Raw genomic sequence first — 22,864 nt, 5'->3', positions numbered from 1 at the left:
GGGCGGCCCGGCTCAGCCCCTCGGGCGCCGCCGGCGCGGCCGGGCCACCACCACGCGCTTCGGCTCGGGCCGGGGCTCTTCCTCTGAAGGACGCTCGGCGTCCTCCGGGGCGTCCTGCCCGCTCTGCGGCTTCTGGCCGGCCGGGTGGGAGGGCGCCGGCACGGGGCGGGCCCCCTCGGGGCCCTCGGCATCGGCTCGCGGGGCGTGCCCCTTCGATCCGGCTGGGGCGCCCTCGAGGCCGTCGTCGTCCGTATCGGCTCTGGTCACCTTCTCCTCGGTCCCGCTTCCCGGGGCGGCGGGCAGGGGAGCCTTCGCGTCCACGGAGGGCTCGGGCGCGGAGGAGGCCCCTGCGGAGGCCTCCTCGCGGGCTTCGTCGGGGAGGTCTCCCCGGGTCCACGGGGCGGCGGGCTCAGCGGCATCCCGCTCCAGGGGGACGGCGGCTCCGGCCCTCACACCGCGCAGGCGCTGCAGGGCGGTCGGCTCACCGGCTCCGACGGAACCGGCGTCGTCCCCTGCGGCCGGTCCCGTGTCAGGGCGTCCGGCGGTCTCAGGCCGGGCGTCGTTCTCAAGACGCCCCTCGCCGGTCTCCGAGGCCGCGCCCGGCTCCTTGGGAGCCGCACCCGTCCTCCCGGCCGCGGCGGCCCGGCGGGAAGACGCCTTGAGCACCCGGCGCTCCCGGCGGCGGGCGCGGCGGCGCTCCCGGCGGGTCGGCTCCTGGGCGGTCTCCCCCGCCGTCGCCGCGGATCCTCCCGCCGCGGCCCGCCGGCGCGCCGTCGAGGAGCCCTCCCGCTCCAGCACCGGCGAGAGCACCTGCCCGATCACGACGCCGACGCCCACGGTCACCAGGGCCCACAGCCCGGTGAGGAGCGGATCCGGGCCGACGTCGGTGAACCGCCCCACCCCGAGCGAGCCCCGGGAGAGCACCGCGAGCAGGGCCGTCCCGACCCCCACGAGCAGCCCCACCGCGAGCGCCAGCGCCGTGCCGGAGAGCAGCGCCGAGAGCCACCGCTGCCTGATCTTCAGCGCCAGCCACTCGTCGAGGTGGTTCTCCCCCGCCCGGACGAACCACCAGCCGGCGAGCGCGCCCGCCAGCACCGGCAGCGCGAGCACCGCGAAGGACCAGGGCCCGGTCCCCGCCGGCACGGCCCCCAGGATGGGCAGCGCGGGCAGGCCGGCCGCGTCGGTCACGGCCGGGGAGATCAGCGTGCCCTCACCTAGGCTGAACCCGGCGCCCAGGCCCCACGCCATGCCGAAGACCACCAGGTTGGGCAGGATCGCGAACTGGAAGAGGGCGAGGACGGCGTCGCCCAGCAGGCCCGCGTGCAGGCCCTGCTGGAGGGCGATCGCGTCGTTCCAGTGGTAGACGATCGCGACGCCGGTCAGCAGCGCCCCGGCCGCCACCACCCCCAGCAGCCCCACCCAGGCGGAGCGCAGCACGGAGACGATGTAGGCCCCGGCCCACCGGGTGTACTGGTTGTACCGCTGGATCAGGCGCTCGCGCCGGATCCCGAGCAGGCGCAGCCAGGAGCCGGAGACCCGGTGGCCGCCCCACACCGCCCCCACGAGCACGACCCACACGGGCACGATCGCGGAGGCGACGACGCTGGTGGACAGCGCCTGAGAGCCGCTCGCCAGGCTGATGCCGGCGCCGAGGACGGCGTAGGTCAGGGCCGAGCTGAGCACCGGCTGCCAGAACTGCCCCTCGTAGGAGGCCTGGGCGAGCCGGGAGCCCGAGCGGCGGGCGAAGAGCAGCAGCAGCAGGGTCAGCCCCAGGGGCGTGAACGTGGCGAGGCCGGTCACGTCCGGCCCCCCGCCCGGACCGGCGACGTCGAGGCGCAGCCCGACGCCGTGGGCCGCGAGCCACAGCTGCCCGGCCCCGCCGAGCACGGGCTCGACGCCGCCCGGGAACCCCATCGAGGCCCAGCCGCAGAGCAGCAGGACCAGGACCACCGCCAGCGAGGCGATGGTCATCAGAACGGTCTCGACGATCGCCTGGAGCCACAGGGGCATCGGCAGCGTCGCGGGAAGGGACGGGCGGCGTGGGGTTCTCATCGACATCAATTTTGACATGCCGGGCGCCCAGCGGCGCGTCCCCCGCCGTCGAGGGTCCTCAGGCCTCGGTCCAGGGGTCGGCGGCGTCGACCCCCCAGGCGCGGTACGCCTCGGCCTTCGAGGAGACGACCGTGAGCTCGTGCACCCGCGCCGTGGCGGCGATCAGTCCCTCCACCGCGGCGCCGGTCCAGTTGCCGCCGGAGGGCTGCCCGCGCCGGAGGATCGACTCGGGCGTGGAGCGTCCGGCCCAGGCGCGCGCGACGTCGGGGCCCACCTCCAGGACGTGGCCGCCGAAGCGCTCGATCAGCTCGTCGAGCCACCGGTCCGTCTCCGCGTGGGGGTAGAGCCCGCGGAGCTCGCCGATGCTCAGCACCGAGACGAAGAGCGTCCGGTGGGAGCGCCGGCGCAGGAACGCCACGATCACTGGGTTGGGCTCCGCCCGGCGGATCTCGGCGAGGACGTCCGCGTCGAGGAGCAGCCCCTGGGAGCTCACGGTCATGCGGCGCGATCTACCGCCATCTCGACCACCGGGGTGCCCACGGCGTTGGGCGCCAGCAGGAAGTTGAGGAACTCAGAGCGCGCCGAGTCGACGCGGGCGTAGTCCTGGATGCTCATCGCCTGGTAGCCTCCGGCGACCGGGACGGCGGCGGAGAAGTCGGGGCGGGCGGAGGAAGTGGTGGACATGGCCATCAGCGCGAGCGCGCATTCCTTTCGAGTGCTCTTGCCTATACCGGTCAGGTGTGCCGCATTCACGGCGAATATAGACCGCTTCGTCATCCGAGCCACCCTTGAACATGGGGTTGGCGCTCAACCAAGTCGGAGCTTTGCAGTTGAGACTCTTGAAGCTGGATTCAGCATACCCAAGGAGGCGGCGGCTGAAAAGCCGGGGAGCCGACGGCGCGCCGCGCCGCCCTGTCCGGTGGGGCTAGATTGGGAGGTATGCCCTATCCCGCTGCACAGATCCCGGTGAGCATCGCGCAGGTCCTCAAGGTCGCAGGACACAACACCTTCGCGCGCGGCGAGCGGTACTACCGCGCCGGGAAGGTCCTGGGGGCCGAGTACGACGAGGAGAACCTCACCCTCTCCGCCAAGGTGGCGGGCAACGCGGTGCGCCCCTACTCGCAGTCGGTGGTCTTCCCCGCCGAGCGGATCCCGCACTCGGCGCCGTTCCACTCGTTCTGCTCCTGCCCGGTGGGCACCAACTGCAAGCACGTCATGGCGGCGCTGATCGGCTGGTTCCACGAGGGCGGCTGGGGCGAGGCCGGGGAGGACCGGCCGCTCCGCTCGGCGTCGACGGACGGCTCCCGCACGGGAGCCGAGAGCCCCCGGCCCGCAGCGGACGGCTCCCGGAGCGAGGCGGAGCCCCCCGAGGAGGACGCCGACGCCGCCCGCCGCAGGACCATCGACGAGCTGCGCGAGAGCGTCCCCGGCCTGACCCGCCTCCCGGACCGTGCGCCGCGCGCGGGCGAGACCAGCGCGATCCAGGGCTCCTGGCGGCGCCACCTGGCGCGGGCGCTCCAGTCCCAGAGCATCGACTTCCGCAGCGGCGCACAGCAGGTCCCCGCCGCCCTGGACCTGCGGCTCGAGGTGCCGGCGCGCTACGGCCTGGGGATGGGCTCGCCCGAGACCCCGGCTCCGGCCCGGCTGAGCGCGCGACCGCTGCTGCTCGGCGCCCGGGGCCGCTGGATCAAGGGCGGCCTGACCTGGGACGCCTTCTCCCGGCGGGCGGGGCGCCGCACCGGCCTGCGGCCCGCCCAGGAGGACTGGCTGCGGGAGTTCTACGCCGTGGTCAGCGCGGACCAGAACGCCTACGCCTCCACCCACGACTGGCTGGTCCTGGACTACGTGACCTCGCCGCTGGTGTGGGACCTGCTGGAGCGCAGCGCCGACGCCGGCATCACGCTGGTGCTCGACGGCCGGCAGGCCGCGGTCTCCCTCGCACCCGAGGCGCGACTCGGCCTGCGCCTGACCGACGCCGGGCAGGGCGGCCTCGCCCTGACCCCCGCCCTGAGCTTCCCCTCCTCTCCCGAGGCCGGGGACGAGGAGGACGCCGAGAGCCTCTGGCTGCCGGCCGACCGCGCCTTCCCGATCGGCAGCGCCCAGCATCCCCAGGCCTACTTCGCGCTCGGCAACGCCCTGCAGCGCGAGTACGAGCAGCGCGCCGAGGCGTCGGGGAACTGGGCGCGGACCCGCCCCTCCCCCCTCCCCCAGCTGAACCGGGAGGCGGAGGAGGAGCCGTGGCTGGAGGACCGCACGGAGCTGCTCTTCGTGCCCCTGCTGGAGCGGGCCTCCCCCATGGTCCTGTCCCTCATCGGCAGCGGCCCGATGGAGGTCCCGGCCGAGGAGGTCCCCGACTTCGCCGAGGGCTTCTACCCGCAGCTGGCCCGGCGGGCCGAGGTCGCCGCGGACGACGCCGTCGCCGAGTCCCTGCCCGAGGTCCTGGAGCCCCGGCTGGTCTTCCGCGTCGAGTTCCTCGAGCCGGCCCCGGAGGCAGAGGAGATCTTCCCGGCCGTCAGCGAGTGGTTCTGGAGCTATCCGACGGCGCCGGTCCGCTGGCCCGGGGCCGAGGAGCCGGAGAGGACGCGCGTCCCGGTCCAGGTCGGCCACCCGGACCCGCACCGGGAGCTGCGCGACGCCGAGCTGGAGCACGAGGTGCTCGGCGCGGTCCGCCAGGCCTTCCCCGACTCCTCCCTGGGCCGGCGCCGGGTGAGCGGCTGGGAGACCCGGGACCTGGTGGAGCGGGCGCTGCCGCTCGCACGGGGGCTGGCCGGGGTCGACGTCGTCGTTCAGGGCGAGCCGCCCCGGTTCAAGGCCCTGGACGGGGACCCGGAGATCACGGTCTCAGTCGAGTCCACCGGGGACCGCGACTGGTTCGGTCTGGGCGTGACCATCCGGGCCGGGCAGTGGTACGTGCCGTTCGCGGACATCTTCCGGGCCGTGGACTCCGGCCAGAAGCACCTGCTGCTGGGCGACGGCAGCTACTTCCGGCTGGACCGGCCGGAGTTCACGGCCCTGCGGGAGCTGGTCGCCGAGGCGCGGCAGATCTCCGACTCCTCGAAGGAGCTGCGCATCAGCCGGCACCAGGCCGGACTGTGGGAGGACCTCGAGGAGCTGGCGACCGACGTCGAGACCGCCGGGCGCTGGCAGGAGACCGTGGGGTCCCTGCTGGCGCTGGAGGAGATCCCCTCGCCGCCGCTGCCCCGCCGCCTGACCGCGGACCTGCGCCCCTACCAGCTGGAGGGGTACCGCTGGCTGTCCTTCCTCCTGGACCACGGTCTCGGCGGGATCCTGGCCGACGACATGGGGCTGGGCAAGACGGTGCAGACGATCGCCGTGATGGCGAGGGCCTTCGAGCGGCACGAGGACGCGGGCGAGCAGGCCGGCCCGCGGCCCCGCTTCCTCGTCGTCGCGCCCACCTCGGTGGTGCCCAACTGGGCCCGGGAGATCGAGCGGTTCGCCGGGCATCTCTCAGCGGTCGTGCTCGACGCCTCCACGGCCAAGGCGGGGCGGTCCGTGGCGGAGCGGATCGAGGGGGCCGACGTCGTCGTGACCTCCTACGCGCTGTTCCGTCTGGACGAGCAGGGGTACAGGGAGCCGGAGTTCACCGGGCTGGTGCTGGACGAGGCCCAGTTCCTGAAGAACCCGCGGACCAAGGCCCACCGGGCCGCCCGGGAGCTGAACGCCGACTTCAAGCTCGCCGTGACCGGCACCCCGATGGAGAACGACCTGATGGAGCTGTGGGCGATGTTCTCCATCGTGGCGCCCGGGCTGTTCCCCTCCGCGCGGAAGTTCCGGGACTTCCACGCCAAACCGATCGCCTCCGGCGAGGACCCGCGGGCGCTCCCCCGGCTGCGGCAGCGCATCAAGCCGCTGATGCTGCGGCGGACCAAGGAGCTGGTGGCCGGGGACCTGCCGGAGAAGCAGGAGCACCGGATCGAGCTGGCGCTGACCGACGAGCACCGGCGGATCTACGACACCCGGCTGCAGCGCGAGCGCCAGAAGATCCTGGGCCTGCTCCAGGACATGGACCAGAACCGGTTCACGATCTTCCAGTCGCTGACGATGCTGCGGCGGCTCTCGCTCGCCGCGGGGCTGGTGGATGAGGAGCACCGGGACGTCGCCTCGGCCAAGGTGGAGTACCTGCGCGAGCAGCTGCCCGAGATCATCGCCGACGGCCACCGCGCCCTGATCTTCAGCCAGTTCACCACCTTCCTCCGGCAGATCGGGGACGCGCTCGACGCCGACGGGATCCCGTACGTCTACCTCGACGGCTCGACGCGGAACCGGGCCGAGGTCCTGCGCGCCTTCGAGGAGGGCGAGGCGCCGCTGTTCCTCATCAGCCTCAAGGCCGGCGGTTTCGGGCTGAACCTCACGGCCGCAGACTACTGCTTCCTGATGGACCCGTGGTGGAACCCCGCCGTCGAGGAGCAGGCCGTGGACCGCGCCCACCGGATCGGGCAGCGCCGCAACGTGATGGTCTACCGCCTGGTCTCGGCGGGGACCATCGAGGAGAAGGTCATGGAGCTCAAGGACTCCAAGTCCGCCCTGTTCGACGCCGTGTTGGACGACGGCGGCCTGTTCTCCTCGGGCCTGGCCGCCGACGACATCCGGGGACTGCTGGAGGGCTGACGGGCCGCCGGGAGTCCGCCGTTCGTCCCCCACACGTATACGATCAGTCTCCTGATCTTTTTGATAAGCTCCCTGACGGTATTGATCAGCATCCTGAGAGTAGACGTGTGGAGGGAGCCGGATGGCGGAGATCGTCACCGAGCAGCAGCGGCCGGAGGAGCCGGAACGACCCCGCCGGGAGCGGCCCGAGCTCTCCGGGGGCTCCCCGCACGCCCCGGTCCGCACCAACTGGACCGTCTTCGTCGGAGCCGCCCTCGGCATCCTCGCCGTGACCGGCTGGGCGCTCATCGCCCCCGACTCGGCGTCGGCGGCCCTGGGAGCCGTCGTCTCGTGGGTCGCCGCGAACCTGGGATGGTTCTACATCCTCACGGGGACCGTGGTGATCGTGTTCATCCTCGTGGTCGCGTTCGGCAGGCAGGGGCGCACCCGGCTCGGCCCCGACCACTCGCGGCCGCAGTTCCCCCTCTTCTCCTGGGCCTCCATGCTCTTCGCGGCGGGCATCGGCGTGGACCTGATGTTCTTCTCGGTCCTCGAGCCCGTGACGCAGTACTACGCGCCGCCGGAGGGCGGCGGGGAGAGCGCCGAAGCCGCACGGCAGGCCGTGGTGTGGACCCTGTTCCACTACGGGATCACCGGCTGGGCCATGTACGCCCTCATGGGACTGGCCTTCGGCTACTTCGCCTACCGCTTCCACCTGCCGCTGTCGATCCGTTCGGCCCTGTACCCCATCATCGGCAAGCGCATCAGGGGCCGAACCGGCGACGCCGTGGACATCGCGGCCATGCTCGGCACCATCTTCGGCGTCGCGACGTCGCTGGGCATCGGCGTCGTGATGATCAACTTCGGCCTGGGCTTCCTCTTCGGCCTCCCCCAGGGGCTGGCGGTCCAGTCCGCCCTGATCGGGTTGTCCGTGCTCCTGGCGATCGTCTCCGCGGTCTCCGGCGTCGACAAGGGCATCCGCCGCCTCTCGGAGCTCAACGTCCTGATGGCGATCGGGCTCATGCTCTATGTGCTGGTCTTCGGCCGCACCGAGTTCCTGCTCAACGGCGTCATCACCAACATCGGCGACTACCTGAGCCGCTTCGGCGGCATGACCATGGATGCGATGCCCTTCGGCCACCCCGAGCAGTGGATGAGCGACTGGACGCTGTTCTTCTGGGCGTGGTGGGTCGCCTGGTCCCCCTTCGTCGGGCTCTTCCTCGCCCGGATCTCCCGCGGCCGGACCATCCGGCAGTTCGTCCTGGGCGTCCTGATCGTCCCCTTCGCCTTCATCCTCCTGTGGATCTCGGTCTTCGGGAACTCCGCGCTCGGGCGCATCCACGAGCAGGGCGACGCCGGCTTCGGCGAGACCATCATGGGCGGCCAGGAGGAGGCCTTCTACACGCTGCTCGCCCAGTACCCCGGTGCGACCGTGGCCATCGCGGTCGCCACGTTCACCGGACTGCTCTTCTACGTCACCAGCGCCGACTCGGGCGCCCTGGTCATGGCCAACTTCTGCTCGACCATCGAGGACCCGCAGCAGGACGGCCCGAACTGGATGCGGATCTTCTGGGCGCTGGCCACCGGTGCGCTCACCCTGGCCATGCTCTCGATCGGGGGCGTCAGCACGCTCCAGTCGGCGACCATCATCTTCGGCCTGCCCTTCGCGATCGTGCTCTACCTGATCATGTTCGGCCTCTGGAAGGCGCTGAAGGTGGAGGGCGCCCAGATGGACGCCAGCCAGGCCTCCTGGGCCGGGGTCCGCGCCGGGGACCGCGCCGCCACGATCGAGCCGGGCGCCCGGACCAGGTCCTGGCGGCAGCGGCTCAGCCGCTCGATGTCCTATCCCGACCAGCGGGACGTGGCCGGCTACGTCGACTCCACGGCCCGGCCGGCGCTTGACGAGGTCGCGGAGGAGATGCGCTCGGCGGGGGTCGACGCCGTCGTGGAGCGTGGCTCCGACCCCGCGACCCATCTCCCCTTCGTCTCCCTGACCGAGCGCATGGAGGGCGAGCAGGACTTCATCTACCAGATCTACCCGGTGGCGTGCCCCGTGCCGCACTACCTGCTCGCGCCCCAGAAGGACCATGAGCGCTACTTCCGGCTCGAGCCCTTCGCCCTGACCGGATCCCGCGGGTACGACGTCTACGGTTACACCAAGGAGCAGCTGATCCACGACGTGCTCGACAACCACGAGCGCCACCTCGAGTTCATCCGGCTCAGCGGCGGCCCGCCCGAGACCGGGGCCACGGCCGTGATCGGCAGCGCCCCGGCCGTGACCGACTGGTCGGCGGACTTCTCCGAGACGCCCGAGGAGGAGCTCTCGGAGGCCTCAGCGCCCTCCGGGAACGACGCCGGCCTTCGGAGCGAAACGAGTGTCACGCCCGAGACCGAGTCAGAGAGCCGATAGATCTTCAGACGTTGAGAACCGACGAAAGGAACACCATGAGCGAGACCCTGTTCATCGACGGCCGCTGGGTGTCCGCCCGCCAGGGCGGCACCCGCACCATCCACTGCCCGGCCGACGGCAGCGAGGTGGGCGTGGTCGCCGAGGCCACCTCCGCCGACACCGAGGCTGCCATCGCGGCCGCCCGCCGGGCCTTCGACGCCGGGGCCTGGGACGTCACCGCCCCCGAGCGCGGCGACTTCCTGCTCCGCGTCGCCGCCCGCCTGCGCGAGCGCAAGGACGAGTTCGCCCGCGCCGAGTCGCTGGACACCGGCAAGCGCTTCGTCGAGTCGCAGATCGACATGGACGACATCGCCAGCTGCTTCCAGTACTACGGGAAGGTCGCGGGCCAGGAGGCGGGCCGCGTCGTCGACGCCGGGGACCCCGCGGTGGTCTCCAAGGTCGTGAGCGAGCCGGTGGGCGTGTGCGGCATGATCACCCCCTGGAACTACCCGCTGCTGCAGGTGGCCTGGAAGGTCGCCCCCGCCCTGGCCGCCGGCAACGCCTTCGTCCTCAAGCCCGCCGAGCTGACCCCGCACACCGCGATCCTGCTGATGGACGTGCTGGACGAGCTGGGGCTGCCGGCCGGCGTCGCCAACCTCGTGCTGGGCGCGGGCGCCGAGGCCGGCGCGCCGCTGTCCTCCCACCCGGACGTCGACCTGGTCTCCTTCACCGGCGGGCTGGTCACCGGCCGGAAGATCGCCGCCTCGGCCGCCGAGACGGTCAAGAAGGTCGCCCTGGAGCTGGGCGGCAAGAACCCCAACGTGATCTTCGCCGACGCCGACTTCGACGCCGCCGTGGACAACGCCCTCAACGGCGCCTTCGTCCACTCGGGCCAGGTGTGCTCGGCGGGCGCCAGGATCGTCGTCGAGGAGTCGATCGCCGAGCGCTTCACCGACGAGCTGGTCCGCCGGGCGCGGAACATCCGGCTGGGCGGGCCCTTCGACGAGAGCGCCGAGTCCGGCCCGCTGATCTCCGCCGAGCACCGGCAGAAGGTCACCGACTACGTGAAGGCCGGCGTCGAGGAGGGCGCCCGCGTGCGCTGCGGCGGCGAGTGGGGCACCGGGGAGCTCGAGCAGGGCTACTACTACCTCCCGACCGTCATCGACCGGGTCGAGCGCGGCATGAGCCTGGTCGTCGACGAGGCCTTCGGCCCCGTCGTCACCATCGAGACCTTCGGCACCGAGGACGAGGCCGTGGCCACCGCCAACGACACGTTCTACGGGCTGGCCGGAGCGGTCTGGACCGGTGACGCGGGCCGGGCCGAACGCGTGGCCTCCCGCTTGCGCCACGGGACCATCTGGATCAACGACTTCCACCCCTACCTGCCCCAGGCGGAGTGGGGCGGCATGAAGCAGTCCGGCACCGGCCGGGAGCTGGGCCTGCACGGGATGGCCGAGTACACCGAGACCAAGCACATCTACCACAACACCGCCCCGGCCGTGACCGGCTGGTTCAGCGACGAGAAGTAGGGACCGAGGAGAGGGATCGCAGCAATGGCAGAGAACCAGGAATTCGACTACGTCGTGGTCGGCGGCGGCTCCTCCGGGGCGGCCGCGGCTGCACGGCTCTCGGAGAAGAACCCGGGGGCCCAGGTCGCGCTGATCGAGGCGGGGCCCGACGACGCCGACGTCGACGAGGTCCTGCGGCTCAACCGCTGGATGGAGCTGCTGGAGTCCGGATACGACTGGGACTACCAGATCGAGCCCCAGGAGAACGGCAACTCCTTCATGCGCATGGCCCGCGCCAAGGTGATGGGCGGCTGCTCCTCGCACAACTCCTGCATCGCCTTCTGGGCGCCGCGGGAGGACATGGACGAGTGGGAGTCGGTGCACGGCGCGCAGGGCTGGGACGCCGAGAACGCCTTCCGCCTGTACCGGCAGCTGGAGACCAACGAGGACGCCGGCACCCCGGGCGGGGAGCACCACGGCGACTCCGGTCCGGTGCACCTGATGAACGTCCCGCCCGAGGACCCCTGCGGCGTCGCGGTGCTCGACGCGTGCGAGCAGGCCGGCATCCCGCGGGCGCGGTTCAACTCCGGGGAGACCGTGGCCAACGGCGCGAGCTTCTTCCAGATCAACCGGCAGGCGGATGGGACGCGGGCGTCGTCGTCGGTCTCCTACATCCACCCGATCCGGGACCGGGGGAACTTCCACCTGATCACCGGGACGCAGGTCAAGCGGGTGCTGCTGGACGGGGATCGGCGGGCGACCGGCGTCGAGGTCGTGGACAACGCCTTCGGCTCGCCGCGGACCATCGCCGCCCGCCGCGAGGTCCTCCTCTCGGCCGGGGCGATCGACACGCCCAAGCTGCTGATGCTCTCGGGCATCGGCCCCGCGGAGCACCTGCGGGAGGTCGGCGTCGAGCCCGTGGTGGACTCCCCCGGGGTGGGCTCGCACCTGCAGGACCACCCCGAGGCCGTCATCCAGTGGGAGGCCAAGAAGCCCATGGTGCAGGACTCGACGCAGTGGTGGGAGATCGGCATCTTCACCAGCGTCGACTCCGGCTTCGACGACGAGCTGGCCGGCCGGCCGAACTTCATGATGCACTACGGCTCGGTCAACTTCGACATGCACACCCTGCGCCGGGGCTTCCCCAGCTCGGAGAACGTCTTCTGCCTGACCCCCAACGTGCCGCACGCACGCTCCCGCGGGACCGTGCGCCTGCGCTCGCTGGACTTCCGGGACAAGCCGAAGGTGGACCCCCGGTACTTCACCGACGACGAGGGCTACGACATGAAGGTCATGATCGAGGGCCTGCGCACCGCCCGCCGGATCGCCTCCCAGCCGGCCCTGGCCGAGTGGAGGGGCGCCGAGCAGTTCCCCGGCGAGGACCTGCAGAGCGACGAGGAGCTCGCCGGCTACGTCCGGGACACCCACAACACCGTCTACCACCCCGTGGGGACGGTCCGCATGGGAGCGGACAACGACGAGCTCTCCCCGCTCGACTCCCGCCTGCGGGTCAAGGGCGTCACCGGCCTGCGGGTCGCGGACGCCTCGGTCATGCCGGAGATCACCACGGTGAACCCGAACATCACCTGCTTCATGATCGGCGAGCGCGCCGCGGAGCTGATCACCGAGGACGCGTAGGGGCGGACCTCCGCCGGCGTCGGGGCCCGCCCGCGACGCTGTCCCGCGCTGCAGGCGGAATCCGCCGAGCGCGGAACACCCGAGAGGCGCGCCCCCTCGACTCACGCGGCGCATGGCGGCAGACTCGTGAGTATCTCTGGAACCCCGCCGACGCGCCCGGCGCGCCGGCGGGGCCCGGGGGTCCCATCCCATCAGGAAGGATCACGATGACCGATTCACCGATGACCATTCTCAACGACGGCAGCGCCATCCCCCAGCTCGGCTACGGCGTCTGGCAGGTCGATGACGACACCGCGGAGGAGGTCGTGGGCCTGGCCCTCGACGCCGGATTCCGCCACGTCGACACCGCCCAGGCCTACGGGAACGAGGACGGCGTGGGCCGCGCCATCAAGAACTCGCCGGTGGACGTGGCAGAGGTCTACGTGACCACCAAGCTGTGGAACGAGGACCAGGGCTACGAGTCCGCCCTGGAGGCCTTCGACGCCTCGGCCGAGCGGCTGCGGCTGAGGAAGCCGGTGGACCTGTACCTCATCCACTGGGCCCAGCCCTCCCAGGGCACCTACCTGGACTCCTGGAAGGCCCTCATCGAGCTGCAGCGGCAGGGCAAGGTCGTCTCCATCGGTGTCTCGAACTTCGCCGAGAAGGAGCTGCGCGAGATCGTCGAGGCGACCGGCGTGACCCCGGCCGTGCACCAGATCGAGCTCCACCCCCACTTCAACCAGGAGCACATGCGCGCGGTCAACGAGGAGCTCGGGATCAGGACCGAGGCCTGGTCCCCGCTCGGCCAGGGCGGGAAGGTCCTGCAGGAGCAGGTCGTCACCGACATCGCGGAGCGGCACGGCGCGACGCCGGGGCAGGTCGTCATCGCGTGGCACCTGGCACTGGGGAACATCGTCATCCCCAAGTCGGTGACCCCGGACCGCATCACCGAGAACTACGGCGCCCTGGAGATCGAGCTCTCGTCCGACGAGGTGCGCTCCATCAGCACCCTCACCCGGCGGAACGGGCGCATCGGCGCCAACCCCGAGAAGGGCGTCTAGCGCCCTCCCGGCGACGGCCCCGGGCGGCTCCGAGGCCGCCCGGGGCCGTCGCCGTCCCCCTCTCCGCCCACCTCCGCCCGTGCCGGGGAGGTCTGCCGGCCCCCGGATCGCACCCTCCGGGGCCGGGTGCGGGCCCGCGTTGCATCGAGTAACATCGAGCGAGTCTCTTGGCAGCGCGAGGGAACCGACCTAGTCTCGGACGTACCGCCCCGATCCGCCGCATCACGTCCCGGTGACACGCCGCGCATCATCAGCCGCCGGGCAGGAAGAGTCCGCCGAACGACCTTGGAATTGAAGGGTGCATGGACGAGTCATCCATCGAGGAGTACCGCGAATTCGTGGACGCCCACGGGCACCTCTTCGACGCGCTCGTCCAGGGCGACTGGACACGCCGCCAGGCGCGCTTCCGCCTCCGCACCCTCTATCCCGAGCTGCCGCGGAAGATGATCGAGCGGGCGCTGTCCGACGACCGCTGGGCCTTCGTGAACCACTCCGAGGAGTCCTCCGGCTCCACCATGACGGCCGTGGCCCTCTGGCTCGCCGTCAACGACCTCTTCGACCTCGGCACCGACCGGGCGCACGCCGTCGCGCACGTGGACCCGATCACCCTGCAGACGATCAGCGACTTCTTCGCGCTGAACGACGTCGCCCCGGGGGACGCCGCGGAGATCTACGGCAGGATCGGCGCCACTCTGCGCTTCCTGACGCAGTACCCGCACACGAGCGTGACCCGGGCCGAGTACAGCGACTTCCGCCTCGACCCGCCCGAGAGCCTCCGGCGGCTGGACGACGGCGGCGCGGGCGCCTGGCCGCCCACCGCGCAGGAGGTCGCCGAGCGGCTCGGCGAGGGCTCCTGGGACCGGGCCCTGCTGGCCGTGGGCCTGCGCCCGCTCAGCCGGGAGATCGAGCACGACCCCGAGTTCTCCGAGGCCCGCTTCCGGTCCATCATCGCCGACTTCCTCGCCTACTGCGTCCGCAACGGCCGGCAGCCGCAGGCCATCTTCTACGGCCGCTGGTCGACCATGGCCGAGGGCGTCCAGCGCCCCACCCTGGCCTCCGTCCGGCACCGCTACGGCTCCTGGCTGCGCGCTCTCTCCCGGGGCCGGGAGCTCATCGGCGCGGGCGAGGCGATCTCCGAGGACCCCCGGCGCCGCGGCTGGACCGGGCCCTGGCGGACCACGGAGGAGCGCACCCCCGCCGATGCCTCCGGCACATGGTCGCCGCAGCGCTGGACCGACCGCGGCATCGGCGTGGTGGAGCACGTCCAGGAGGAGGCCATCGGCGACGAGTCCGCCTGGCAGGACCTCGAGGAGGAGCTGCGCTCCGCGCTGGCGGGACTGCCGTGGAACCACTTCCTCACGGTCGAGTACGAGACGGGCAACACCGGCGGGGACTTCCCCTATGCCCAGGCCTTCACCGGGCCGGGCGGCGTCGCCGTGCTGCTGGTCTCCGAGGACTATCTGCCCGCCATCGCCTGGCCGATCGACGAGGACTACCTCGTGGAGACCGGCTGGGGGGCCCCCGGCGAGGAGCAGCCCAACTGGGCCCGGACGCGCCTGGCCGTGGAGGAGGCCGCGGGCGCCGTCGTCGAGGGGCTGCGCTACGGCCGCGGGTGCCCCGACCCGTACCGCTTCCGGTGGGGCTCCGGCGCCGTGTCGGACGCCCGCGACGCCGCCCCCTCGGCCCCGGAGCCGCCCGCACGCGGCGCCGGCGCCGACCGCTCCACGAAGGCGTAGGGTGGTGGGCGGGCCGCAGCCGGGCCCGCGCGGACGTCACAGGAACGGGGTATCGATCAGGTGAGCGGGGCTCTCAGCGACGGTTCGTCCGACGACGAGGTCTGGCGGGGGCACCGCCGGGGGACCGCCGGATTCACCCGGATGCTCATCGCGATGTTCTGCGCCGGCGTCGCGACCTTCGCGCAGCTCTACTCGCCCCAGCCCGTCCTTCCCTCCATCTCCGCCGACCTCGGGGTCGACGCCGCCTCCGGAGCCCTGATGGTCTCGGCCGGCACGCTCGGCCTCGCCCTCTTCGCCCTCCCGTGGACCTACGTCGCCGACCGGTGGGGCAAGGTCCCGGCCATGATCACCGCGGTGTGCGCCGCGACCCTGCTCGGCCTGATCATCCCGTGGATCCCCCAGTACGGACTGCTGCTGGGGCTGCGCTTCCTGCAGGGCGCCGCCCTGGCCGGGATGGCCGGCGTCGCGGTCGCCTACATCACCGAGGAGACCCATGCCCTGCACGCGGGGCTGGCCACGGGCCTGTACGTCTCGGGCACCACCATCGGCGGGCTCTCGGGCCGGCTGATCGCGGGTCCCCTCACGCAGCTCACCGGGGACTGGCGGATGGCGCTGACCGGGGTCTCGGTCGTCGGCGCGGGGGCGGCCGTGGCCTTCGTCGTCCTGGTGCCCCGGGCGAGGAGGTTCTCCCCCGCGCCGGCGCAGGGCGCCCTGCGGCAGACGGTGGACCGCATCGCCGGGCATCTGAGGAACCCCGCGATGCTCAGCCTCTTCCTGCTGGCCTTCATCCTGATGGGCGCCTTCGTCACCGTCTACAACTACGTCTCCTACAAGCTGGAGGCCCCGCCCTACCTGCTGTCCCAGACCGCGATCGCCCTCATCTTCCTGGCCTACCTCTCGGGGACGTTCACCTCGACCGCGGCGGGACGGCTCGTCGCCCGCTGGGGAGCCATGCGGGTCACGACGCTGGGGATCGCGGTGATGCTGCTCGGCCTGGGGCTGACCGTGCTGCAGCCCTTCGGCTGGGTGCTGACCGGGATCGTGCTGCTCACCATGGGATTCTTCGCGGCGCACTCGGTCGCCTCGGGATGGACCGGCCAGCTCGCCGGTGCAGCGCGCGCCCAGGGGACCGCGCTGTACAACGTCTTCTACTACCTCGGCTCGGCCCTGGTCGGGTGGCTGGGCGGCTTCTTCTACGAGGCCGGAGGCTGGCCGCTGACCGGGGCCTTCTGCGCCGTGCTCGTGGTCGCGGGCAGCGCCGTGGCCCTCCCCGTCCTGCGGCGTGGAAGTGGCGAACGCCACTCCTGAGGCTGGCCGGGGGCTCGCTCGCCCGGGTAGAATCGACCGCGACGAAGGGGAGTAGCTCCCACGCGAGGGCCTCAGGGCCCTCCCAGGCGGTGCGTCGACATGCTGGACTCCGTCCCGGCGCACCACCCGGTCCCGCGGCCTCGCAGACCGCGGCCGGGCGAGCGAGACCTTCGGCCCGATGACAGATCACGGGTGCGTCAGCACCCGCCGAGAGGGCCGAGGTCTCGTGAGCGCCCCGGGCGGCGCGGCGCGGCCCGGCCCGGAAGCGAGACCGCCATGGACCGAACCCCCGAGCGCACACCCCGTACGGCCCCCACCACCTCCGAGATCCGCGCCCTGGACCCCTCCCGCTCGCAGATCCGCCGCTGGCGCGGCTATCTGGCCGAGGAGATCGCCGAGGCGCAGCTCTACCGCGAGCTCTCCGAGCGCTCCTCCGGCAGGGAGGCCGAGATCCTCCGCGAGATGTCGGAGGCCGAGGGCCGGCACCGCGCCCACTGGGAGAAGATGCTCGGCGAGCACGCCTCCCCGAGCCCGCGCCCCTCCCCCGCCTCGTTCCTCCTGCGCTTCATGGCCCGGCACTTCGGCACCGTGTTCGTCCTGGCCCTGGCCCAGCGGGCCGAGGGTCGCTCCCCCTACGCCGAGGACCCCGACGCCACCGACGCGATGGCCGCGGACGAGGCCGTGCACGAGGAGATCGTGCGGGCCCTGGCCACCAACGGCCGGGAGAAGCTCTCCGGCAACTTCCGCGCCGCCGTCTTCGGCGCCAACGACGGCCTGGTCTCCAACGTCGCCCTGATCATGGGCATCGGCGCCTCGGGGGCCTCCCCGCAGATGGTCCTGCTGAGCGGCATCGCGGGTCTGCTGGCCGGTGCGCTGAGCATGGGAGCCGGCGAGTTCGTCTCGGTGCGCTCCCAGCGCGAGCTGCTGGACGCCTCGCGGCCCACGCAGGTGACCCTCTCGGTGGCGCCGGACCTGGACATCGACGCCAACGAGCTCGAGCTGCTCTACCGCGCCCGCGGCATGGACCCGGAGTCGGCCAGGCACCGCACCCAGGAGCGGTTCGGCTACTTCGACTGCGACTGCGACCCGTCCCTGTCACATCGCGACCCGGTGGGGGACGACGCCGCGGAGGAGGGTGCCGGGAACGTGGCCCTGGGCACCGACCTGGGGGCGGCGGCGTCGAGCTTCTGCTTCTTCGCCTCGGGCGCGATCATCCCGATCCTCCCCTACCTCTTCGGCCTCTCCTCGTGGGTGGCCATGACGATCTCGCTGGTCCTGGTGGGCGTCGCGCTGCTGGGCACCGGCGCCGTGGTGGGACTGCTCTCGGGGGCCTCGCCGCTGAAGCGCGGGCTGCGCCAGCTCCTCATCGGGTACGGGGCGGCCGCGGCCACGTACCTGCTGGGGCTGCTGTTCGGGGTCGCCACGGCCTGATCCGCCCGCCTCCGCCGGGGCCCTCGGGACCGGCGGAGCCGCGAGGGCCGATGGAAGCGCGGCTTCCGGCGGAGCCGCGCCGCGCACGCGAAGGGGCCCGCCATCCCCACCCGTGGGTGGGAGCGGCGGGCCCCTTGGCGGCTGCCGAAGGATCCGGCGGGCTACTTGGCGGCGAAGATCTCGCGCATCAGCTGAGCCGACTCCGACGGGGTCTTGCCGACCTTGACCCCGGCGGCCTCGAGGGCCTCCTTCTTGGCCTCGGCCGTCCCGGAGGAGCCGGAGACGATGGCACCGGCGTGGCCCATGGTCTTGCCCTCGGGAGCGGTGAAGCCGGCGACGTAGCCCACGACGGGCTTGGTCACGTTGGCCTTGATGAACTCCGCGGCGCGCTCCTCGGCGTCGCCGCCGATCTCGCCGATCATCACGATGGCCTCGGTCTCCGGGTCCGCCTCGAACGCCTCGAGGGCGTCGATGTGGGTGGTCCCGATGACCGGGTCGCCGCCGATGCCGATGGCGGTGGAGAACCCGATGTCCCGCAGCTCGAACATCATCTGGTAGGTCAGGGTGCCGGACTTGGAGACCAGCCCGATCTTGCCCGTGCCGGTGATGTTGGCGGGCGTGATGCCCACCAGCGACTCGCCGGGGGTGATGATGCCGGGGCAGTTGGGCCCGATGATGCGGGTGGTCGGCTTGCCGTCGCTGCCCACCTTGGACTTCGCGTGCGCCCAGAACTCGGCGGAGTCCTGGACCGGGATGCCCTCGGTGATGACGACGACGAGCGGGACCTCAGCGTCGATGGCCTCGATCACGGCGGCCTTGGTGAAGGCCGGCGGGACGAAGACGATCGAGACGTCGGCGCCGGTCTCGCGGACGGCCTCCTCGACGGTGCCGAAGACCGGCAGGTCGACGTCGGAGCCGTCCTGGCGCTTGTGGGACACGGTGGTGCCGGCCTTGCGGGCGTTCACGCCGCCCAGGACCTGGGTGCCCGCCGCCAGCATGCGCGCGGTGTGCTTGGTTCCCTCGCCGCCGGTGATGCCCTGAACGATGACCTTGGAGTCCTTGTTCAAAAAGATAGACATGTTTTCCTCTGAATCTCTGCTTCTGCTAGGGCGGCGCTCAGGCGGCCTGGTGGGCCAGCTCGGCGGCCTTGTCGGCGCCGGAGTCCATGGTCTCGGCCTGGGTGACCAGCGGGTGGTTGGCCTCCTGCAGGATGCGGCGGCCCTCCTCCACGTTGTTCCCGTCGAGGCGGACGACCAGCGGCTTGGTGGCGGAGTCGCCGAGGATCTCCAGGGCCTTGACGATGCCGTTGGCGACGGCGTCGCACGCGGTGATGCCGCCGAAGACGTTGACGAACACCGACTTGACCTGGTCGTCGCCCAGGATGACGTCGAGGCCGTTGGCCATGACCTCGGCGGAGGCGCCACCCCCGATGTCGAGGAAGTTGGCGGGCTTCACGTTCCCGTGCTTCTCGCCGGCGTAGGCGACGACGTCGAGGGTCGACATGACCAGCCCGGCGCCGTTGCCGATGATCCCGACCTCGCCGTCCAGCTTGACGTAGTTGAGGTCGTTCTCCTTGGCCTTGGCCTCCAGCGGGTCGGTCGCGGCCTTGTCCTCGAGGGCCGCGTGGTCCTCGTGGCGGAACTCGGCGTTCTCGTCGAGGGAGACCTTGCCGTCCAGGGCGAGGATCTGGCCGTCGCCGGTCTTGACCAGCGGGTTGACCTCCACCAGGGTGGCGTCCTCGTTCTTGTAGACCTCGCCGAGCTTGACGATGACGCCGGCCACGGCCTGGCGCAGCTCCTCCGGGAACCCGGCGGTCTCGACAATCTCGGTGGCCTTCTCGGCGGTCAGGCCGGCGGCGGGGTCGACCTCGACGCGGGCCAGCGCCTCGGGGCGCTCCTCGGCCAGCTGCTCGATCTCCATGCCGCCCTCGACGGAGCACATGGCCAGGTAGGAGCGGTTTCCGCGGTCCAGCAGGATCGAGAAGTAGTACTCCTCGGCGATGTCCGCGCCCTGGGCGATCATCACGCGGTGGACGGTGTGGCCCTTGATGTCCATCCCGAGGATCTGGGAGGCGTACTCGTAGGCTTCGTCGGCGTTCTTCGCGACCTTGACGCCGCCGGCCTTGCCGCGACCGCCCACCTTGACCTGAGCCTTGACGACGGTGACCCCGCCGATCTTCTCAGCGGCGGCCTTGGCTTCTTCGGGAGTTTCGGCGACGATCCCCTGAAGTACGGGAACCCCGTGCTTCTCGAAGAGATCGCGTGCCTGGTATTCAAACAGGTCCACGTGTGGGTGTCCTTCTTCGTCGAAGTCGTGCCGGGTGAACCTGCCAGTCCGCCCGGCCTGATGAGTGTGGAGGCGCGGAGCCCCGAGGGCCCACGGCGGAACGCTCGTGCCGCGCTCTCCCCGCCCCGACCATATCCCAAAAGGTCATTCGGTCCCTAACCTCGCGACGGTTTGTGGGATTCGCGACACGTGAGGGCGTCACCGGCCGTCTTCCCGGCGGGCCCCGCGGCTACTCCTCGACCTTGGTGACCGGGGCGTAGCGCAGAAGCAGCCGCTTCTCGTCCTGGCCGAAGCGGACCTTCGCGACCGTCTTGTCCCCGGCTCCCTCGAGGCCGATGACCCGGCCCCGGCCGAAGGTCTTGTGCTGGACCGAGTCCCCCACCGCCAGGGCGGGGATCTCCTTGTTCTGCTGGACCCGCGAGGCGGAGGAGCGGCCCCTCAGCCCGGAGGAGGCGGGGACGTCGCCCCCGTAGCCGGCGTCGTGGCTCGCCGCGGCCGGGCGGCTGCCGCCGGAGGGGCCGGCGCCGTGCCCGCCCCACGAGGAGGACTCGCCCCATGAGGCCGAGCCGCCCCGCCGCCCCGTCCCGAACCCGCCGGAGCCGAACCCTCCCGATCCGTAGACCGCCGAGCCGAAGCCGCCCCGCCCGGCCGAGCCGAGCCGCTTCCAGTCGATGAGCTGCTCCGGGATCTCCTCGAGGAAGGGCGAGGGCGGGTTGAACTGCCCCTGGCCCCACATGGAGCGCGACTCGGCGCGGGTCAGGTAGAGCCGCTGCATGGCGCGGGTCAGGCCCACGTAGGCCAGGCGCCGCTCCTCGCTCATCTCCGTCTCGTCCGCGAGCGCCCGCTGGTGCGGGAAGAGGCCGTGCTCCATGCCGGTGAGGAAGACCACCGGGAACTCGAGCCCCTTGGCCGTGTGGAGGGTCATCAGCGTCACCACGCCCTGCTCGCGGGCCTCCGCGACCTCGCGGGCGACCTGCTCGGCGGACGGGCCGCCCTCCTCGCCGGCCTTGGGGCGGTTGGGGATCTGATCGGCGTCGGCCACCAGGGCCACGTGCTCCAGGAACTCGCCGAGGCCGGCCTCGGGGTGGTCCCGCTCGAACTCGCGGACCACCGCGACGAGCTCGTTGAGGTTCTCCACGCGGGACTCGTCCTGCGGGTCCTCCGAGGTGCGCAGCGCCTCGAGGTAGCCGGTCTGCTCCAGCACGGCCTCGAGGCTGGTGGCCGCGCTCTCGGTCGCGGCGAGCTGGGCGAGGTCGTCCATCAGGGTCACGAACCCGGCGATCTTCTTGGCCCCGGCGTTGGCGAGCCCCGGAGCCTCCTCGGCGCGGCGGGCGGCCGCCATGAAGGAGGTCCGGTCCCGCTGGGCGAGGTTGGCGACGGCCCCCTCGGAGCGCGCGCCGATGCCGCGCTTGGGCTCGTTGAGGATGCGGCGGACGTTGATGTCGTCGTCCGGGTTGAGCAGCGCGCGGAGGTAGGAGAGCGCGTCCTTGATCTCCTTGCGCTCGTAGAAGCGCGTGCCGCCGACCACACGGTAGGGCAGGCCCACGCGCATGAGGATCTCCTCCACCGAGCGGGACTGGGCGTTGGTCCGGTAGAAGACGGCGACGTCGCCCGGCGCGATCCCCTCCTCGTCCCGCAGGCGGTCGATCTCCTCGGCGATGTAGCGGGCCTCGGCGTGCTCGTTCTCCGCCACGTAGCCGGTGATCAGCGGGCCGTCGCCCGAGGCCGTCCAGAGCTTCTTCTCGCGCCGCTGCGGGTTCCGCTCGATCACGGCGTTGGCGGCGGTGAGGATGTTCTGGGTCGAGCGGTAGTTCTGCTCCAGCAGGATCGTCCGCGCGCTCGGGTAGTCCCGCTCGAAGTCGGTGATGTTGCGGATGTCGGCCCCGCGGAAGGCGTAGATCGACTGGTCCGAGTCGCCCACCACGGTGAGCTCCGCGGGCTCGACGCCGCCCGGGTAGGGGCTGGAGGCGTCCGCCGGGCGCGCGGCGTCGTGCCCGGTCAGCTCCCTGACCAGCGCGTACTGGGCGTGGTTGGTGTCCTGGTACTCGTCCACCAGGATGTGGCGGTACCGGCGGCGGTAGTACTCGGCGACCTGGGGGAAGGCCCGCAGCATGAAGACGGTCTGGGAGATCAGGTCGTCGAAGTCCAGGGCGTTGGCGGCGCGCAGGCGGCGGGCGTACTCGCTGTAGACCCGGGCGACGTTCGCCTCCCACGGATCGGTCGAGGAGGCGGAGGCGGCGTTCTGCTCCGCGTCGATCAGCTCGTTCTTCAGCGTGGAGATGCGGTTCTGCAGCGCCTTGGGGGCGAAGCGCTTGGGATCCAGCTCCTGCTCCTTGGCGATGAGCGTGATCAGGCGCAGCGAGTCGGCGGAGTCGTAGATCGAGAAGGTGGACTTCAGGCCGATCGTGGTGGCCTCCCGCCGCAGCACCCGGACGCAGAAGCTGTGGAAGGTGGAGATGGACATGCGCTCGGCCCGGGGGCCCACCAGATCGGCCACGCGCTCGCGCATCTCGGCGGCGGCCTTGTTGGTGAAGGTGATCGCGAGGATCTCGCCCTGGTGGGCGCGGCCGGTCGCGAGCAGGTAGGCGATACGGTGGGTCAGCACCCGCGTCTTGCCGGAGCCCGCCCCGGCCACGATCAGCAGCGGCGAGCCCTGGTGGGTGACCGCCTCCGCCTGATGCTCGTTGAGCCCCTCGACGAGGCTCGCCGGGTCGCGCCGCTGCTCGGCGGCTCCGGGCTCACGGGGGCCGTCGGGGGACAAGAACGAAGAGTCACGCAGAAAATCCATACCATGCACCAGTCTAGGCGAACACACCTTCGATGCACCCCCGGCGTCGTCCTGCCGATGGGCCGCGGGGAGGCCCGGCG

Annotated in this window: 14 protein-coding genes and 1 riboswitch; of the genes, 8 read left to right on the top strand and 6 right to left on the bottom strand. The window is 72.0% G+C overall.

Features of this window, described 5'->3' with window-relative positions; genetic code table 11:
* Positions 1 to 12: 12 nt before the first annotated feature.
* The 3 genes from EWV39_RS10090 to EWV39_RS10080 are packed head-to-tail and all read right to left on the bottom strand — an operon-like array spanning position 13 to position 2,736.
* Positions 13 to 2,052, bottom strand: coding sequence for a cell division protein PerM (locus tag EWV39_RS10090; protein ID WP_129659443.1), 2,040 nt, complete (start codon positions 2,050 to 2,052; stop codon positions 13 to 15).
* A 58-nt stretch (positions 2,053 to 2,110) separates the two neighbouring features.
* Positions 2,111 to 2,551, bottom strand: a complete 441-nt coding sequence (locus EWV39_RS10085; protein WP_238148285.1) for a PIN domain-containing protein — start codon at positions 2,549 to 2,551, stop codon at positions 2,111 to 2,113.
* Positions 2,548 to 2,736 (bottom strand): hypothetical protein, encoded by a 189-nt coding sequence (locus EWV39_RS10080; protein WP_238148284.1) that lies wholly within the window; start codon positions 2,734 to 2,736, stop codon positions 2,548 to 2,550. Before EWV39_RS10080 ends, EWV39_RS10085 begins: the two co-directional genes overlap by 4 nt.
* Before the next feature lie 28 nt (positions 2,737 to 2,764).
* Positions 2,765 to 2,897: riboswitch (SAM riboswitch) on the bottom strand.
* Positions 2,898 to 2,991: 94 nt separating this feature from the next.
* On the opposite strand from EWV39_RS10080, the gene EWV39_RS14235 reads away from it, so the two are divergent.
* The 8 genes from EWV39_RS14235 to EWV39_RS10040 all read left to right on the top strand — a co-directional run bounded on the left by EWV39_RS14235 (position 2,992) and on the right by EWV39_RS10040 (position 17,710).
* Positions 2,992 to 6,681 carry a DEAD/DEAH box helicase gene (locus tag EWV39_RS14235; RefSeq protein ID WP_129659436.1) on the top strand — a complete coding sequence of 1,230 codons (3,690 nt, stop codon included), beginning with the start codon at positions 2,992 to 2,994 and terminating at the stop codon, positions 6,679 to 6,681.
* A gap of 121 nt (positions 6,682 to 6,802) precedes the next feature.
* The gene (gene betT / locus EWV39_RS10070) at positions 6,803 to 9,070 is read left to right on the top strand and encodes a choline BCCT transporter BetT (protein ID WP_129659433.1); all 2,268 of its coding nucleotides are present in this window, start codon (positions 6,803 to 6,805) and stop codon (positions 9,068 to 9,070) included.
* Positions 9,071 to 9,105: 35 nt separating this feature from the next.
* Positions 9,106 to 10,578 (top strand): aldehyde dehydrogenase family protein, encoded by a 1,473-nt coding sequence (locus EWV39_RS10065; RefSeq protein WP_129659430.1) that lies wholly within the window; start codon positions 9,106 to 9,108, stop codon positions 10,576 to 10,578.
* A gap of 24 nt (positions 10,579 to 10,602) precedes the next feature.
* Complete coding sequence (locus tag EWV39_RS10060) at positions 10,603 to 12,195, top strand: GMC family oxidoreductase (protein WP_129659427.1); 1,593 nt, start codon at positions 10,603 to 10,605, stop codon at positions 12,193 to 12,195.
* 206 nt (positions 12,196 to 12,401) lie between these two features.
* Entirely contained in the window at positions 12,402 to 13,235 is an 834-nt protein-coding gene (locus tag EWV39_RS10055) for an aldo/keto reductase (RefSeq protein ID WP_129659424.1), read from the top strand.
* Between the two features lie 302 nt (positions 13,236 to 13,537).
* Entirely contained in the window at positions 13,538 to 14,971 is a 1,434-nt protein-coding gene (locus EWV39_RS10050) for a TY-Chap domain-containing protein (RefSeq protein WP_129659421.1), read from the top strand.
* Positions 14,972 to 15,031: 60 nt separating this feature from the next.
* A complete protein-coding gene (locus tag EWV39_RS10045; RefSeq protein WP_238148283.1) occupies positions 15,032 to 16,279 on the top strand; it encodes an MFS transporter in 1,248 nt (415 codons plus the stop codon).
* A 276-nt stretch (positions 16,280 to 16,555) separates the two neighbouring features.
* Positions 16,556 to 17,710, top strand: coding sequence for a VIT1/CCC1 transporter family protein (locus EWV39_RS10040; RefSeq protein ID WP_129659418.1), 1,155 nt, complete (start codon positions 16,556 to 16,558; stop codon positions 17,708 to 17,710).
* Between the two features lie 161 nt (positions 17,711 to 17,871).
* On the opposite strand, the gene sucD is transcribed toward EWV39_RS10040, so the two are convergent.
* From sucD to EWV39_RS10025, 3 genes are all read right to left on the bottom strand, one after another.
* Positions 17,872 to 18,789 (bottom strand): succinate--CoA ligase subunit alpha, encoded by a 918-nt coding sequence (gene sucD, locus EWV39_RS10035; protein ID WP_129659415.1) that lies wholly within the window; start codon positions 18,787 to 18,789, stop codon positions 17,872 to 17,874.
* A 37-nt stretch (positions 18,790 to 18,826) separates the two neighbouring features.
* Positions 18,827 to 19,996, bottom strand: a complete 1,170-nt coding sequence (gene sucC / locus EWV39_RS10030; RefSeq protein ID WP_129659412.1) for an ADP-forming succinate--CoA ligase subunit beta — start codon at positions 19,994 to 19,996, stop codon at positions 18,827 to 18,829.
* A 229-nt stretch (positions 19,997 to 20,225) separates the two neighbouring features.
* Complete coding sequence (locus tag EWV39_RS10025) at positions 20,226 to 22,784, bottom strand: UvrD-helicase domain-containing protein (RefSeq protein WP_129659409.1); 2,559 nt, start codon at positions 22,782 to 22,784, stop codon at positions 20,226 to 20,228.
* Between the last annotated feature and the right edge of the window lie 80 nt (positions 22,785 to 22,864).

Source organism: Rothia halotolerans, from assembly GCF_004136635.1.
Taxonomy (GTDB): Bacteria; Actinomycetota; Actinomycetes; order Actinomycetales; family Micrococcaceae; genus Rothia; species Rothia halotolerans.
This window is presented reverse-complemented; position numbering and strand designations above follow the sequence as displayed.